We start from the raw sequence: 15,400 nt of genomic DNA on the forward strand, positions 1-15,400 counted from the left end.
AAAAATAAGTCTGAAAAACTTATTACCCCAAGTAATACAAATATTTAAACAATTTATGTTTTAAATGAAGAGCTAAGCCTTACTTAACTCTTCAAAAACATTTTACCATAAATTTTTCTATTTTCAAACTATTATTTACTATATTTCACCTTAAATTCTTCTATTTCTTCATTATTTCTACCAAAATATCCCAATATAGCATCACATATCCTTTTAGAAGCTAATCCATCACCATAAGGATTTATTGCTTTACTCATAATTTTATATGCCTCTTCATTCCTTATTAATTCATTTGCCTCTTTAACTATAACATCTACATCTGTACCACAAAGTTTCACAGTACCAGCCTCAACTGCTTCTGGTCTTTCTGTTACATTTCTAAGAACTAGTACTGGTTTTCCTAAGTGTGGAGCTTCCTCTTGTAATCCACCTGAATCTGTCATAACCATAAAACACTTGTTCATCAAATTATGAGTTTCTTTTGTATCTAGTGGTGTTAATAAATGTACTCTTTCTTTATCTGATAGATGTTTATAAACTACATCTTTAACTACTGGATTTAAATGAACTAAGTAAACTAGTTCTACATCTTTGTTTTCATCAACTATTTTATTTAGGGCTGTACATATATTTTCTATTCCTTCTCCCCAATTTTCTCTTCTGTGGGCTGTGACCATTATAACCTTCTTGTTTTTATAATCTATTTTATTTAATTCTTCATTTTCAAAAATATATTTTTCATCCACAGTAACATGCATAGCATCAATTACAGTATTTCCTGTTATGTATATATCTTTTTCAGCCACCGCTTCTCTTAAAAGATTATTTTTTGATCCCTGTGTAGGTGAAAAATGTATATCAGCTAGTGACCCCGTAAGTTTTCTATTCATTTCTTCTGGAAAAGGAAAATATTTATCAAAAGTTCTTAGTCCTGCTTCCACATGCCCCACCTTTATTTGTTTATAAAATGCTGCTAAAGCGCCGCCAAAAGTTGTTGTGGTATCACCATGCACTAAAATCATATCTGGCTTCTCATTATCAAATATTTCTTCTAAGCCCTCTAAAACTCTACTTGTAATACCAGTTAAAGTCTGCTTGTTTTTCATTATATTCAAGTCAAATTTTGGAGTTATAGCGAATAACTCTAAAACCTGATCCAACATTTCTCTATGTTGTGCAGTTACGCACACTATAGATTCTATCTCTTTTCTACTCTCTAATTCCTTTACAAGCGGAGCCATTTTTATAGCCTCTGGTCTTGTTCCAAATATCGTCATTATTTTGATTTTATCCATAATGAGCCTCCTAAAAATTAATCTTTCTTCTTAAAAAAACCACACTTCCATGCTATGATCACTATTATTAAAATTACCATAGCCAATAGAAAATATGCCCTTCTAGTACTTATTTGCATAGCAAGAATTGCTACTGCCCCCAAACATGTACTTATCAAATACATTATTATCACACTTTGTCTTTGTGAAAATCCAAAGTCTAATAATCTATGATGTAAATGGCCTCTATCTGCTTGCATCATTGGTTTCCCATTAACTTTTCTTCTTATCATTGCAAATATGGTATCATATATGGGAAGTCCTATGGCTAATATGGGTACCGCTATGGCAAATGCTGTTGCAGATTTCACCGCACCTTCCATAGAAATAGCCGCCAATAAAAATCCTAACAGCTGTGATCCTGTATCTCCCATAAATATAGATGCAGGGTTAAAATTATATGGCAAAAAGCCTAATATAGAACCTGCTAAAATAGCTGTTAGTGTGGTTGCACTTCCTCTATCTGCTATTACTGCTACTATATAAATAGTAACTGATGATATAAAACCTATTCCTGCTGCTAATCCATCTAACCCATCAATTAAGTTCAAAGCATTTGTTATACCAACTACCCAAATAACAGTAAATGGTATAGATATAAAACCTATATTAAGCATTTCAGCTCCAAAATTCATAAAAGGATTTGTTACATATGAAATATATACCCCATGAAAAACTAAAGTTAAGGCAGCTATTACTTGAAATAAAAGTTTTTGCCATGGCTTTAACTCTCTCATATCATCTATAATTCCACCTATTACTATTATCAAAGCCCCTATAAGGATCCCTCTTTCATTAATGCTTAAAGAGTATGGTTTTAATATTAAAACTAGTCCAAAAGCAATAAAAATAGCAAGACCACCTAACAATGGTATTGGCTTTTTATGAATTTTTCTTGGATTTTTAGGTATGTCTACAGCCTTAATCTTAAAAGCTAACTTTTTTATAATTGGAGTTATACAAAAAGCTATTAAACATGCAAGTATTGCTAAAGTAAAGTCTCTCATACTCTATTCTTCCTAATCTATTTTATTCTTTTAATATCCTATAGTATTTCCTAGGGAATCATCATTTTCTATCCAATTTGAAACTTTTATAACTTTAAAATCATCTTTAGACACTCTAATAACGACTTCTTCAATTCCTGAATTTATTATAAGTCTCTTACACATTGCACAGGAATTCGCATCTTCAACCAATGCTTTAGTCTTAGCATCTCTTCCTACTAAATATAAAGTTGCTCCAATCATGTCTTTTCTTGAAGCACTAATTATAGCGTTAGCTTCACTATGTACACTTCTACATAGTTCATAATGTGTTCCTCTAGGCACCTTCATCTTATCCCTTATACATTCATTAATATCTATACAGTTTTTTCTACCTCTTGGTGCTCCTGTATATCCTGTAGATATTATTTCATCATGTTTAACTATTATAGATCCATAATTTCTTCTAAGGCAAGTTCCTCTTTCCAAAACAGTTTCTGCTATATCTAAATAGTAATTATGTTTATCTCTTCTGTTCATATATCAACATTCCCTTAATTCTTATTTTATCTTTATGTCTAATTTTATATTTAAACATTTAAATTATAACCTAAAAGGATATTAAAGTAAACTAATAACAATTTACAGAAAAAATAATACCATACACTAATATATAGTGTATGGTATATAAAACTTTACTTATTTTGTTCCAAATAATCTATCACCTGCATCACCTAATCCTGGTACTATATATCCATTTTCATTTAGTTCCTCATCTATAGCTCCTGTATATATATCAACATCTGGATGTATATCCATAACATATTTTATTCCTTCTGGTGCTGCTAAAAGAATCATTAATTTTATATTTTTAGCACCTTTCTTCTTTAATAGAGTTATAGCATCTGCTGCTGATCCACCTGTTGCAAGCATCGGATCTACTACTATTATATCTCTTTCGTCTATATCTTGTGGTAATTTACAGAAATATTCAACTGGTTGAAGAGTTTCTTCATCTCTATATAATCCAATATGTCCAACCTTAGCTGCTGGTATTAGTTTTAACATACCATCTACCATTCCTAATCCTGCTCTTAATATAGGAACTATAGCTAGCTTTTTTCCAGCCAACATTTTACATTTAGTCTTACATATAGGTGTCTCTATTTCTACTTCCGCCATTTGCACATCTCTTGTTACTTCATATGCCATAAGCATTGCTACTTCTTCAACAAGCTCTCTAAAATCTTTAGACCCTGTATTTTTATCTCTTATAAATGCTAATTTGTGTAATATTAATGGATGTGCTATTTGTGTTACTTTACTCATAAAAAATTCCTCCTACAGAACATAAAGTTTTTTATTTATTATATTTGTTTTCTATTTCTGATATTTTATTTATTCTTTTTAAATGTCTATCTCCTTCAAAGTGGGCATCTAAAAAGGTATCAACTATATCTAATGCAAGTCCTGGACCAACAACTCTTTGTCCTAACGCTAATATATTGGCATTGTTATGTTGTCTTGTTGCATGTGCACTAAAAGTATCACTACATAAAGCTGCTCTTACGCCTGGAACTTTATTTGCTGCTATGCTTATTCCTATACCAGTTCCACATATAAGTATTCCTAAATCACATTCTTTATTTACAACATTTTCTCCAACAGCTAATGCTATATCTGGATAATCACAAGATTCTTCAGAATATGTTCCAAAATCCTTAACCTCTAAATTCTTATTTTCTAAATGTTTAATTATTTCCTGCTTTAATTGAAATCCACCATGATCACAACCTATAGCTATCTTCATAAGATTCCCCTCCTATTTTCTGAATATTATAAAAAAGAAGATAAAGATATTATTCCCTAATATCCTTATCTTCTTCTATTTTATTAATCAATAATTGTATTGAATTATCTAATAAGTCAAAAGCATTTTTATAAATAACTTCATTGCCACCGTAAGGATCAATTATATCACCCTCAACGCCGACATATTCATTTAAAGAAAATATCTTATCTTCCATATTATTAAATGTTAATATTAATAAATCTTTAATATATTTTGTCATTGTAAGGACTAAATCAGCTCTTTCCATCATTTCTGTTGTCAATTGAATAGCAACTCTAGATGAATAGTCACAATTAAGATTATTTAAAATTAAAGAAGATGAATAGTTAGATATAGAAGTATTTTTAACTATTGATACTCCTGCTGACTCAGCTTTTACATTTTTCAAATTACATCTTGAATTAAAAATTGCTTCAGCTATAGGACTTCTACATGTATTACCTGTGCAAATAAATAATATTTTCATTCATCTTCCCTCCTTTTAAACATTTATTATATGAAAACCTGCCGATTTATTTAATCTATTCATTATAGCTAAACCTATTCCATTCTCATCGAATGCTTCACTTAATATAACATCTACATTTTTGTCATCAAAACTTCTTAATGTTTCAAATAGGTTATGGGCTATTTTATTCATATCGTTTCTACTTCCTAATGACACTACATATCCATTTTTATAAAACTGTCTTGTTTCTTCTGTTGCGATTATCCCTACTGTCTTATTATTGTCTATATAATTTTGCACTATTTCGTTTATTTTTTCAATAGTTTTTTTTAAATCGCCCTTAATTATTTTCACAGGAGCTTTTGGTGCATAATGTCTATACTTCATTCCAGGCGCCTTAGGCTTCAAGTCGTCACTAGGTTTAGCCATTATTGATGGATCAATATATATATCATTATAAACTTGTTTTAATTGCTCTAAAGTTATCCCACCTGGTCTTAATACACATGGTGGTTCCACTGTACAATCTACAATAGTTGATTCTACTCCTACATTGCTATTGTTTCCACCTATTATACACTCTACTCTATCATTTAAATCCTCTAGACATCTATTAACATCTGTTGGACTTGGTCTTCCTGATATATTAGCTGACGGCGCAGCTATTGGAACACCCGAAAATTCTATTAACTTTCTTGCAATTTCATTGCTAGGCATCCTTATACCTATTGTTTTAAGACCTGCACTAGTTTCATCCGGTATTATGTCTTTTTTATTTAATATTATAGTCAAAGGACCCGGAAAAAATTTTTCCATAAGATCATTGGCTATAGAAGATATATTATCCACTAAATTATTTATGTTTTTGTCACTAACGTGAACTATAAGAGGATTATCTTGTGGCCTTCCTTTTGCCTCAAATATCTTCTTTACAGCTAATGGATCCAGTGCATTAGCTCCTAATCCATATACTGTTTCCGTTGGAAAAGCTACTACCCCACCCTGTTTTATTATGTTTGCAGCATATGCAACACCTTCTAAATCTATTTTATCTTCTTCCATAATAAAAACCTTAGTTTTCATCTTATAGCTTCCTTTCTCTACATTAAATTTACTAAAATTAATCCAATAGTTACTCCAAATAAAACACTTATTGTATTTCCTATCCCTGAGTATAAATCATTTGATTTGGGTAAAAGTTCTCCAAATACTACATATAACATTATTCCTGATGCTAAGGATAAACATATTCCTAAAAATAATTCAGATACATTTCCTATTAACACTCCAAGTGCTGCTCCAAAAGCTGTAGGTAAGGCTGTGATAAACACATACAGAAAAATTTTCCCTAGTCTCTTATTACTAGCTATAAGCGGTACTGTAACAGCTAATCCTTCTGGTACATCATGTAATGCTATTATTATACTCATCTTAATTCCTAAATTTTTACTAGCTAAAATTGAACACCCCATTATAACACCCTCTGGAAAGTTATGAATCATTAATCCTAAGGCAGTAACAAATGCCATTTTTGAATATGCATCATTACCACTAGTAGCTTTTTCTATTAAATAAATAATAGCCATTCCCACTAAATAAAAAATTAACGAATAACAAAAGCCTGCATGTTCTACCGCTTCTGGTATTAAATCAAAAACCACCACAGACAACATTAATCCACCTGCAAATGCCATTATAGATGATATAAATCTTTTAGATGGATTTTTAACAAAGGTCCCTATGGATGCTCCAAGCATAGTTCCTATTAAGGATATTAACGAACTTAATAATATAATCCAAAATAAGTTCATAAAATTCCCCCCTCACCTATTTGTATTGATGAGGGGAGAATTTTATTCTTACTTAAATATATTTTTGTCTTCTTGCAATTCTTATATTTTCTATAGAATCCTCTGTATATACAGCTTTTACACAATTTCTATAAATAGTATCCAATAGACTATATTTTTTTAGTGCACCTTTTTTCACCACTATATAGTAATATACAATTTCCGGATTACGTTTTTTTATTTTTAAATACTCATATGATAAGGCTGGATATCTTTTCAAAACTTCTATTCCTATTGGTCTTATTTTTTTATTTCTAAATCTACCTGAGATAACAATAATTATTTTAATATCTTCATTAGAATTTTCGGTATGTACCAAATCAACTTTGTCACACAACAAGATATATGTTCTTTTTGATACTCCCTGTATTATTTTAAGTTTATTATTAATGCAGGTAAACTCTAATTTCTCAATATTAAATCTAACAAAAATTGAAAATATTATTATTATTTCAATCAATATCAAGTATGCATCTAAAAATAAATTTTTATTTAATCCTGTTAAAAACAATATAATGGGTAGCATTAAAAAAATAAAGCACATAACTAGCATAAAGTTTTTATATTGTTTTTTTTGCTTTTTTATGGCTTTATCAATATACATTTAACACCTCTAAAGTCTAAAAATTATAGTTCTTCAGTGTTTCCCATGGCTTTCATTTTTTCAGCTTGATCTGCTGTTATAAGCGCATCAATAACCTCATTTATATCACCATTTAGGAATGATTCTAATTTATATAATGTTAATCCTATTCTATGATCTGTTACTCTTCCTTGTGGATAGTTATATGTTCTTATTCTTTCACTTCTATCCCCTGTACCAACTTGGCTCTTTCTATCCTCAGCTATAGCTGAGTTTCTTTCTGCTTCAGCCTTTTCAAACAATCTAGCTTTTAATACTTTCATTGCCTTTTCTTTATTCTTTAACTGAGATTTTTCATCTTGACAGGATACAACTATTCCTGTTGGTAAATGTGTCATTCTTACCGCAGAATCAGTAGTATTTACACACTGACCACCATTACCAGATGCTCTAAATACATCTACTCTTATATCATTTGGACTTATATCAATTTCAACATCATCAACTTCTGGAAGTACTGCAACTGTTGCTGTAGAAGTATGTATTCTACCACTTGATTCTGTATCTGGTACCCTTTGTACTCTATGAGCTCCACTTTCATATTTTAATTTTGAATACGCACCATGTCCCTTTATCATAAATACAACTTCTTTAAATCCACCTATATCCGTTTCATTAGATGACATCATATCAACTTTCCATCTATTTATTTCCGCATATCTTGTATACATTCTAAATAAATTAGCAGCAAATAAAGCAGCCTCGTCTCCACCTGCTCCTCCTCTTATTTCAACAAATACATTTTTATCATCATTAGGATCTGTTGGGAGCATTAAAACTTTAAGATCTTCTTTTATTTGCTCCATACTTTCATTTAATTCTTTTAATTCTTCTTGAGCCATCTCTCTTAATTCTTTGTCTGACTCTTCTGATATAATTTCCTTATTAAACGTTATGTCTTCTTCTAACTTCTTGAACACTCTATATTTTGTAACGACTACTTCTAAATCCGCATGTTCTTTACATAGTTTTTGCCATTCTTTTTGATTTGCCATTATTGACGGATCACTTATCTTCATAGATAATTCGTCATATTTTGCTTCTATAAAATTAAGCTTCTGTAACATACTCTAATCACTCCGTATCATATTTTGATAGTTTTTAATTATATCATATTATACTTGCATTCTTCAACTAAATTGCCATATTTTTTCCAATAACAATTCTGTCAAGTCCAGCTAAATCTTTTAATACTCTAACCTCTGAATATCCTGCACTTATCATTAAATCTTGGACCTCATTACCCTGATCATAACCTATTTCGAAAAGTAAATATCCTTGTTTTAATAATACCTTTTTACTCTCATTAATTATTTGTTTATAAAAATATAGTCCATCTTCCCCACCATCTAATGCAATATTAGGCTCATAATTTTTAACATCATCCATAAGCGTTGGTATTACATCGCTTCTTATATATGGTGGATTAGATACTATAATTTCATATTTTAAATTTTCTTTGATTATATTATCAAACAAATTACTATGAATAAACTTAGCTCTACTGTCCAAGTTTAATCTCTTTATATTTTCTTTAGTAACTTCTTCTGGTATATCTTCTATATCTACACAAGTAACTACCAAATACTCTCTTAGATAAGCTAATGATAATCCAATAGCTCCACTTCCGCAACAAAGATCACATATATTTTTCAGTTTTTCTTTATCAGTTATCTCTAAAACCTTCTCCACTAAAATCTCTGTATCAGGTCTTGGGATAAGAACACCCTCTTTAACAAAAAAGTTTATTCCCATAAATTCACTTTCACCTAAGATATATTTTGTTGGCATTTTATTTTTTCTTTTCTCTACCAATTTTTTAAATTGTTCTTCTTTATATAAATCCACATATTCCTCTCTATTAGTTATTAGATAAAGTCTATCTCTTTCTAATATTTTTCCTAATAATAACTGCGAATCTAAAACATAACTTTCTATATTGTTTTCTTTAAGAATTTTATTAGAAAAACTAAGTAGTTCTCCTATAGTTTTTTTCTTAGGTTTTATTCCTTCTGCATTTTTTAATGCAGTTATAGCTACTTCTATTTGGTCATCTTCTGGTTCTTTAGTAGTTAACTCTTGTAATTTCAACCCTGGATAGGCTATTATTTCAGTTAATTTATTATCATTTTTTCCTAACCATCTTATAATTTCATAAGTTATACCTGCAACTAGAGGCAATAGTATTATTCTAAAACAAATTCTATACAAAAAACTATTCCAGCTTATAAAAGAAAAAAATAATATACTTATTACCATTACAAGAAAAATAAAATTTGTTCCACACCTAGGATGTAATCTACTGTATTTTTTAACATTTTCCACATTAAGTTCCTCACCATTTTCATAACAAAAGATAGTTTTGTGCTCTGCACCATGATATTGAAATAGTCTATTTATTTCATTCATCTTTGAAATAAATAAAATATATGCAAGGAAAATTCCAACCCTTAATAATCCTTCTACTATATTCAAAGTAATATTGTTTGCCCCTATTCTCTTAAATCCCTGAGCTATGAATGTTGGAGCTATAAAAAATAAAAGGATAGAAAAGCATAATGATATAAACAATGTAAAACCTATTAATACATCGTCCGTTTTATCTTTGAAAATTTTATTTAAAAACTTATCTACAGCATCTGGTTCTTCATTCCCATCTTCAAAAAACGATGCTGAATAATTCAAGTTTTTTATTCCCACTATTAACGAATCTAAAAGAGAAATAAAACCTCTTATTATTGGCAATGAAAATAGTTTGTTTTTCTTGTTTAAAGGTGTATTATTATCAATTGAAACTTCAATGTTTCCATTGGAAGTCCTTACAGCAGTTGCTATACCTTTTTCGCCTCTCATCATAACTCCTTCTATTACAGCCTGCCCTCCAACATTACATTTTTTATTCATAGGTTTATTACACCTTCTCTCCGCCATTATTTCTTATCTCTTAAATACTCATTTTTATATTGATAATAACACTTTGGACATAATGATTGATATTCCACATTATCTACATTGTCTATTGCAACTTGTTCTCCTTCAAAAACATACTTCCCATTAATTTTTCTACCATTTAAAACAGCTTTTTTGCCACAAGTACATATTGTTTTCATTTCTTCTATACTATGAGCTAATAATAACAATCTAGTACTCCCCTCAAAACCATTCATCTGAAAATCTGTTCTTAATCCATAGCCTATTACTGGTATATCCTTAATAACAGCTACCTCTAACAATTCATCAATATGTTTAGCCTTTAAAAATTGCGCCTCATCTGCCAAAATACAGTCTATATTACCATTATTAAAAATATATTCTTCTACCATATTAAATATATTATCTTTATCATCTATTAAAAGGTCAACCTCTTGTGATACACCTAATCTTGATACAACTTTGTTTCCACCTTTTTTATCGGTTTTAGGTTTTACTATTATAACCTTCATTCCTCTTTCATGATAATTATGGGCCACCTGCATTAAATGAGTTGATTTACCACAATTCATAGCTCCATACCTAAAATAAAGTTTAGCCATTATATCGTCTCCTTTTTCCATTGCTTACATATCTTCGATTATATCATATATACTTATTATAAAAAATAGAATACTTTTGGTGATTTTTATTCTTTATTTACATTTGATTCTATTGACTTATATAAATTCACTATGCTATAATCTAATGGTTGATAACGGAATAAGAATTCGAAAGAGGTGAAATAAATGAGAGAAGGCATACATCCAGAATACCACACAGATGCAGTGGTTAAGTGTGCATGTGGAAATACTTTTACAACTGGTTCTGTTAGATCAGAACTTAAAGTAGAAATATGCTCTAAATGCCACCCATTCTTCACTGGAAAGCAAAAGATTGTTGATATTGGCGGAAGAGTTGATAGATTCAATAAGAAGTTTAACTTAAAATCTGAGTAATTGAAAATGTAAGGGAAAGATTTATCTTTCCCTATTTTCTTTTTTTGTAAAAAAATAAAAATCATTGGATTAAAATCCAATGATTTTTATTTTATTTTAAGAAATCACTTTTCTTTATAAATTGTATAAACTCATTATTGTCCTTAGTCTTTGATAACATGTTAATTAAGTTTTCAGTTATCTTTTCTACATTTCCGTCTCTATACATATTCTTTCTCAATGCATATGACACTTCTTTTTCTTCATCTGTTAAAATTAAATCTTCTTTTCTTGTTCCAGATTTATATATATCTATTGCTGGGAATATCCTTCTCTCTTGAAGTTTTCTATCTAAATGGACTTCCATATTACCCGTACCTTTAAACTCTTCAAATATCATATCATCCATTCTACTACCTGTTTCAACTAATGCTGTAGCAAGTATTGTCAAACTTCCGCCCTCTTCAAGATTTCTTGCTGCACCAAAAAACTTTTTAGGCATAACTAATGCACCTGGATCTAATCCCCCAGATAAAGTTCTTCCTGTTGGTGTTATAGTTAAGTTCCACGCTCTCGTAAGCCTAGTTAAACTATCCAATAATATGACTACATCATTACCATATTCTACAAATCTTTTTGCTCTTTCTAACACTAGTTGAGCTATTTTAGTATGATTTTGAGGTTCTTCATCAAAAGTTGAGTATATAACTTCTCCATTTATTGAACGTTGCATATCTGTAACTTCTTCAGGTCTTTCATCTATAAGTAATACCATTAACTTTACGTTAGGATGATTTACTGAAATATTTTGAGCTACTTTTTTTAGTAATGTTGTTTTACCTGCTTTAGGCGGTGCAACAATTATACCTCTTTGTCCCTTACCGATTGGTGAAATTATATCCATAAGCCTAGATGATAAATCTCTTTCATCACCTGTTTCCAGTCTTAATCTTTCATTTGGATATATTGGAGTCATCTTTTCAAAATTACTTCTTCTCGGTATTCTATCTACTGGATAATCATTTATAGCCTCAACAAATACCAATGCTCTATATTTTTCTCCACCTTCTTTTGGCGCTCTAGCTTTTCCCGTTATCATATCTCCCGTTTTTAAATTAAATCTTTTAATTTGTGAAGGAGACACATACACATCCTCACTTCCACTCACATAATTTCTACATCTTAAAAATCCAAAATTGCTTCCTGGTGTATCATTTACAATATCTAATATTCCAGTTACTCTTTCCGAACTATTTATTACATTCTTAAGTCTTTCTCTCTTCTCTTCTTCACTTATCTCTAAGCCATTTTCTTGTCTAATTGGTTGAATATAACTAGGCCTATTTGTTTCTTCTGCTTTTGGAGCTATTTTCTCTCTCAAAACCACTCCACTTTTTTCTATGGATATAGGCTCTAAACCCGGCTTAGATATTTTTTGTATTTCTTGTATCAATTCAATTTTCTTATATTTTGATATATTCTTAATATTTAAATCTTTCGCTATTTGCTTTAATTCAATTAATGTCATACTTTCATAATTGTTAGTATCCAAAATAGCACCTCCATATACGCTATCAGTGTGGGAATTATTAAAAGAAGAGATTGTCATTGAGATTATATAGAAATCACTTTCAATGCGATTGCTTTCTTTAAGAAACATTGTGTTTTCATTAATTAATTATTATCACCTATCATTGCATTTATTCACTGCAATTTAAATAAATTCTTAATTACATATTAATTATATACCTATACATTAAATGGTCAAGAAAAAAATATAGATTATATCCACTATTTCTCTATATTTTTCTATTTTTTCCCTTTTAATGTATGTCTCTAATATTAATTTTTTATATTTTTCACCTAAAAATCTATTTATATATTGAAAATTATTAACTATAATTTACATATTGACAATAATAACATAATAGGTTTTCATTAAGGTTTAATTTTAAATTTTTTCAAAAATCAATATGTGCTTTATTCTATAAATAAAAGTATAATACACTAGAATAATTTGTGAATTCTATGTATTATACTTTATTTTAGTTATTATTTATTATTTTCTAAGGCTGCCTTAATTAGACCTTTAAATAATGGATGTGGTCTATTAGGTCTTGATTTTAATTCTGGATGGAATTGAGCTGCAACAAACCATGGATGTTCTTCTATTTCAACAATTTCAACAAGTCTTCCATCAGGAGATGTTCCACTTATAGTAAGTCCCGCTTCACTTAAAACTTTCCTGTATTCATTATTAAACTCATATCTATGTCTATGTCTTTCATATATGATTTCTTCTCCATATATTTCAAAAGCCTTAGTATTTTCAATCAACTTACATGGATACAAACCTAGTCTCATAGTTCCTCCCATATTTTCTACATCTTTCTGATCTGGCATTAAATCAATAACCGGATATTTCGTTTCTGGTGATATTTCTGAACTATGAGCTCCATCATATCCTAAAATTGTCCTAGCATATTCAATTACTGCACATTGCATGCCTAAACATATTCCTAATAATGGTTTTTTATTTTCTCTACCATATTTTATAGCTTCTATTTTACCCTGGATTCCTCTATCTCCAAACCCACCTGGTATTAAAATACCATCACAATCCTTTAGTGTTTCACATACATTCCCAGAGTTTACTTCTTCTGAATTTATCCATTTTATATTAACCTTAGTGTTATTAGCATATCCTCCATGATTTAACGCTTCAACCACCGATATATAAGCATCATGTAGTTCTACATATTTACCAACTAATCCTATTTTAACTGTGTTATTCAAGGATTTTATATTATCAACCATATGTTCCCATTCTGTGTTATTTATATCCCTACATCCTAAATGAAATTTTTCGCATACAAGGTTATCCAACCCTTCTCTATGTAACATTAATGGAACTTCATATAAATTTTCTGCATCTAAATTTTGTATTACATGGTTTCCATCTATATTGCAAAACAGTCCTATTTTATCTTTTAAGTCTTCAGATAAAGACTGTTCTGACCTACAAACTATAACATCTGGCTGAATTCCTATACTTCTTAATTCCTTAACGGAATGTTGAGTTGGTTTAGTCTTAAGTTCTCCTGCCTTCCCTAAAAATGGAACTAATGTTACATGAATAAAACACACATTGTCTTTACCTACTTCATATTGTACTTGTCTTATAGCTTCTAAAAAAGGTAAAGATTCTATATCTCCTACTGTTCCACCAATTTCAGTTATAACAACATCTATGTCTTTTTCTTTCGCCACCCTATATACTCTACTTTTTATTTCATTTGTTATATGTGGAATAACTTGAACAGTTCCACCTAAATACTCACCTTTTCTTTCCTTAGATATTACATTCCAATATACTTTACCAGTAGTTACATTACTGCTTTTTCCTAAATTTTCATCTATAAATCTTTCATAATGCCCTAAGTCTAAATCTGTTTCTGCACCGTCATCTGTAACAAAAACTTCTCCATGTTGATATGGACTCATTGTTCCTGGATCTACATTTAAATATGGATCAAACTTTTGAATTGAAACTTTTAAACCTCTATTTTTTAACAATCTTCCTAACGAAGCTGCTGTTATACCTTTTCCTAATGAAGAAACTACTCCACCTGTTACAAAAACATATTTAGTACTCATTTGCATCCTCCTAAAATCCACCTATAATTTTTTATTTTTTTGTTGACAATATAATTATTTTATATTAGAATATTAATTACCCCATTAAAATGGCACATCTATTTTCTAAACATAGATATTATAATATCATAGTATTTTTTTATAGGCTATTCTTATATTTCTTTATTTTTTGTCATATTACATCATTTCTTTCAATCTACTCTCTAATTCAAAATATTTCTCTCTCAAACTTGAATTTACTAATAATTTCTCTTCTGCTTTTCTAAAATTATATGTCAACATCCTATTATTTGTATCCGGAAGCAAATTTTTTAATTTATTTTTGTCATCACATCCATATTTTTTAAGCAATAAAAACAGTAAATATTTACATTCTCTATCTTCTAATATCTTTACAATCTCACTTTCTGATATATTGTTTCTCTCACACAAGAACTTTATTATGGTTAAATATCTTTCATTCATAAAAAATTTCACCTCTCTTTATAGGAAAGTATTGACTTTTCTATTTTATTTATACATTTATATAAAATAAGCTTTTTAAATACCTTATTTGTATTCCTATTTTTACTATAATATTCTCCTCTATAATTAACTTAAATATTTCTTTCTACATATTAATTTGCAAACAAAAAGATGTGATAAATTTTTATCACATCCTTTAATAAAATAACTTTGAATTATAAAATCCGTATATGTATTTTTATGCGATTAAGTATCTT

16 protein-coding genes are annotated in these 15,400 nt (G+C 29.3%); 1 reads left to right on the forward strand and 15 read right to left on the reverse strand.

Annotated elements, in window-relative coordinates:
* Positions 1-131: 131 nt before the first annotated feature.
* From wecB to BM119_RS12305, 12 genes are all read right to left on the reverse strand, one after another.
* Positions 132-1,295, reverse strand: coding sequence for a non-hydrolyzing UDP-N-acetylglucosamine 2-epimerase (gene wecB / locus BM119_RS12250; RefSeq protein WP_090041855.1), 1,164 nt, complete (start codon positions 1,293-1,295; stop codon positions 132-134).
* A gap of 17 nt (positions 1,296-1,312) precedes the next feature.
* Complete coding sequence (locus BM119_RS12255; RefSeq protein ID WP_090041857.1) at positions 1,313-2,341, reverse strand: MraY family glycosyltransferase; 1,029 nt, start codon at positions 2,339-2,341, stop codon at positions 1,313-1,315.
* Positions 2,342-2,371: 30 nt separating this feature from the next.
* Positions 2,372-2,860, reverse strand: a complete 489-nt coding sequence (locus tag BM119_RS12260; protein ID WP_090041858.1) for a deaminase — start codon at positions 2,858-2,860, stop codon at positions 2,372-2,374.
* A gap of 159 nt (positions 2,861-3,019) precedes the next feature.
* Positions 3,020-3,649, reverse strand: a complete 630-nt coding sequence (gene upp / locus BM119_RS12265; protein WP_090041860.1) for a uracil phosphoribosyltransferase — start codon at positions 3,647-3,649, stop codon at positions 3,020-3,022.
* A gap of 31 nt (positions 3,650-3,680) precedes the next feature.
* Positions 3,681-4,130 carry a ribose 5-phosphate isomerase B gene (gene rpiB, locus BM119_RS12270; RefSeq protein WP_090041862.1) on the reverse strand — a complete coding sequence of 150 codons (450 nt, stop codon included), beginning with the start codon at positions 4,128-4,130 and terminating at the stop codon, positions 3,681-3,683.
* 49 nt (positions 4,131-4,179) lie between these two features.
* Positions 4,180-4,638 (reverse strand): low molecular weight protein arginine phosphatase, encoded by a 459-nt coding sequence (locus tag BM119_RS12275; RefSeq protein ID WP_090041864.1) that lies wholly within the window; start codon positions 4,636-4,638, stop codon positions 4,180-4,182.
* Positions 4,639-4,653: 15 nt separating this feature from the next.
* A complete protein-coding gene (locus BM119_RS12280) occupies positions 4,654-5,703 on the reverse strand; it encodes an L-threonylcarbamoyladenylate synthase (RefSeq protein ID WP_090041866.1) in 1,050 nt (349 codons plus the stop codon).
* 17 nt (positions 5,704-5,720) lie between these two features.
* On the reverse strand, positions 5,721-6,431 hold the full coding sequence (locus BM119_RS12285) for a ZIP family metal transporter (protein WP_090041867.1): 711 nt from the start codon (positions 6,429-6,431) through the stop codon (positions 5,721-5,723).
* A gap of 52 nt (positions 6,432-6,483) precedes the next feature.
* On the reverse strand, positions 6,484-7,074 hold the full coding sequence (locus BM119_RS12290) for a hypothetical protein (protein WP_090041869.1): 591 nt from the start codon (positions 7,072-7,074) through the stop codon (positions 6,484-6,486).
* A 23-nt stretch (positions 7,075-7,097) separates the two neighbouring features.
* The gene (prfA, locus tag BM119_RS12295) at positions 7,098-8,180 is read right to left on the reverse strand and encodes a peptide chain release factor 1 (protein WP_090041870.1); all 1,083 of its coding nucleotides are present in this window, start codon (positions 8,178-8,180) and stop codon (positions 7,098-7,100) included.
* A 67-nt stretch (positions 8,181-8,247) separates the two neighbouring features.
* Positions 8,248-10,044, reverse strand: a complete 1,797-nt coding sequence (gene prmC / locus BM119_RS12300) for a peptide chain release factor N(5)-glutamine methyltransferase (RefSeq protein ID WP_242948425.1) — start codon at positions 10,042-10,044, stop codon at positions 8,248-8,250.
* On the reverse strand, positions 10,044-10,646 hold the full coding sequence (locus BM119_RS12305; protein ID WP_090041872.1) for a thymidine kinase: 603 nt from the start codon (positions 10,644-10,646) through the stop codon (positions 10,044-10,046). Before BM119_RS12305 ends, prmC begins: the two co-directional genes overlap by 1 nt.
* Positions 10,647-10,832: 186 nt before the next feature.
* Here BM119_RS12305 and rpmE point away from each other — a divergent pair, with 186 nt between their 5' ends.
* On the forward strand, positions 10,833-11,042 hold the full coding sequence (gene rpmE / locus BM119_RS12310; RefSeq protein ID WP_090041873.1) for a 50S ribosomal protein L31: 210 nt from the start codon (positions 10,833-10,835) through the stop codon (positions 11,040-11,042).
* 91 nt (positions 11,043-11,133) lie between these two features.
* On the opposite strand, the gene rho is transcribed toward rpmE, so the two are convergent.
* The 3 genes from rho to BM119_RS12325 all read right to left on the reverse strand — a co-directional run bounded on the left by rho (position 11,134) and on the right by BM119_RS12325 (position 15,143).
* Positions 11,134-12,573, reverse strand: a complete 1,440-nt coding sequence (gene rho, locus BM119_RS12315) for a transcription termination factor Rho (RefSeq protein WP_242948426.1) — start codon at positions 12,571-12,573, stop codon at positions 11,134-11,136.
* Between the two features lie 500 nt (positions 12,574-13,073).
* Positions 13,074-14,678, reverse strand: a complete 1,605-nt coding sequence (locus BM119_RS12320; RefSeq protein WP_090041875.1) for a CTP synthase — start codon at positions 14,676-14,678, stop codon at positions 13,074-13,076.
* 177 nt (positions 14,679-14,855) lie between these two features.
* Positions 14,856-15,143: a hypothetical protein gene (locus BM119_RS12325; RefSeq protein ID WP_090041876.1), complete on the reverse strand. Its 288-nt coding sequence runs from the start codon at positions 15,141-15,143 to the stop codon at positions 14,856-14,858.
* Positions 15,144-15,400 lie beyond the last annotated feature (257 nt).

The organism is Clostridium frigidicarnis (genome assembly GCF_900111985.1).
In the GTDB taxonomy this organism is placed as follows: Bacteria; Bacillota; Clostridia; order Clostridiales; family Clostridiaceae; genus Clostridium_Z; species Clostridium_Z frigidicarnis.

What these genes read in the sequence shown, in the direction of transcription:
- BM119_RS12260 (WP_090041858.1), bottom strand. Translation starts at nt 2,860, where the DNA reads ATGAACAGAAGAGATAAACATAATTACTATTTAGATATAGCAGAAACT.
- wecB (WP_090041855.1), bottom strand. Translation starts at nt 1,295, where the DNA reads ATGGATAAAATCAAAATAATGACGATATTTGGAACAAGACCAGAGGCT.
- prfA (WP_090041870.1), bottom strand. Translation starts at nt 8,180, where the DNA reads ATGTTACAGAAGCTTAATTTTATAGAAGCAAAATATGACGAATTATCT.
- BM119_RS12290 (WP_090041869.1), bottom strand. Translation starts at nt 7,074, where the DNA reads ATGTATATTGATAAAGCCATAAAAAAGCAAAAAAAACAATATAAAAAC.
- BM119_RS12275 (WP_090041864.1), bottom strand. Translation starts at nt 4,638, where the DNA reads ATGAAAATATTATTTATTTGCACAGGTAATACATGTAGAAGTCCTATA.
- BM119_RS12305 (WP_090041872.1), bottom strand. Translation starts at nt 10,646, where the DNA reads ATGGCTAAACTTTATTTTAGGTATGGAGCTATGAATTGTGGTAAATCA.
- BM119_RS12320 (WP_090041875.1), bottom strand. Translation starts at nt 14,678, where the DNA reads ATGAGTACTAAATATGTTTTTGTAACAGGTGGAGTAGTTTCTTCATTA.
- BM119_RS12325 (WP_090041876.1), bottom strand. Translation starts at nt 15,143, where the DNA reads ATGAATGAAAGATATTTAACCATAATAAAGTTCTTGTGTGAGAGAAAC.
- prmC (WP_242948425.1), bottom strand. Translation starts at nt 10,044, where the DNA reads ATGGCGGAGAGAAGGTGTAATAAACCTATGAATAAAAAATGTAATGTT.
- upp (WP_090041860.1), bottom strand. Translation starts at nt 3,649, where the DNA reads ATGAGTAAAGTAACACAAATAGCACATCCATTAATATTACACAAATTA.
- rpmE (WP_090041873.1), top strand. Translation starts at nt 10,833, where the DNA reads ATGAGAGAAGGCATACATCCAGAATACCACACAGATGCAGTGGTTAAG.
- BM119_RS12285 (WP_090041867.1), bottom strand. Translation starts at nt 6,431, where the DNA reads ATGAACTTATTTTGGATTATATTATTAAGTTCGTTAATATCCTTAATA.
- BM119_RS12280 (WP_090041866.1), bottom strand. Translation starts at nt 5,703, where the DNA reads ATGAAAACTAAGGTTTTTATTATGGAAGAAGATAAAATAGATTTAGAA.
- BM119_RS12255 (WP_090041857.1), bottom strand. Translation starts at nt 2,341, where the DNA reads ATGAGAGACTTTACTTTAGCAATACTTGCATGTTTAATAGCTTTTTGT.
- rpiB (WP_090041862.1), bottom strand. Translation starts at nt 4,130, where the DNA reads ATGAAGATAGCTATAGGTTGTGATCATGGTGGATTTCAATTAAAGCAG.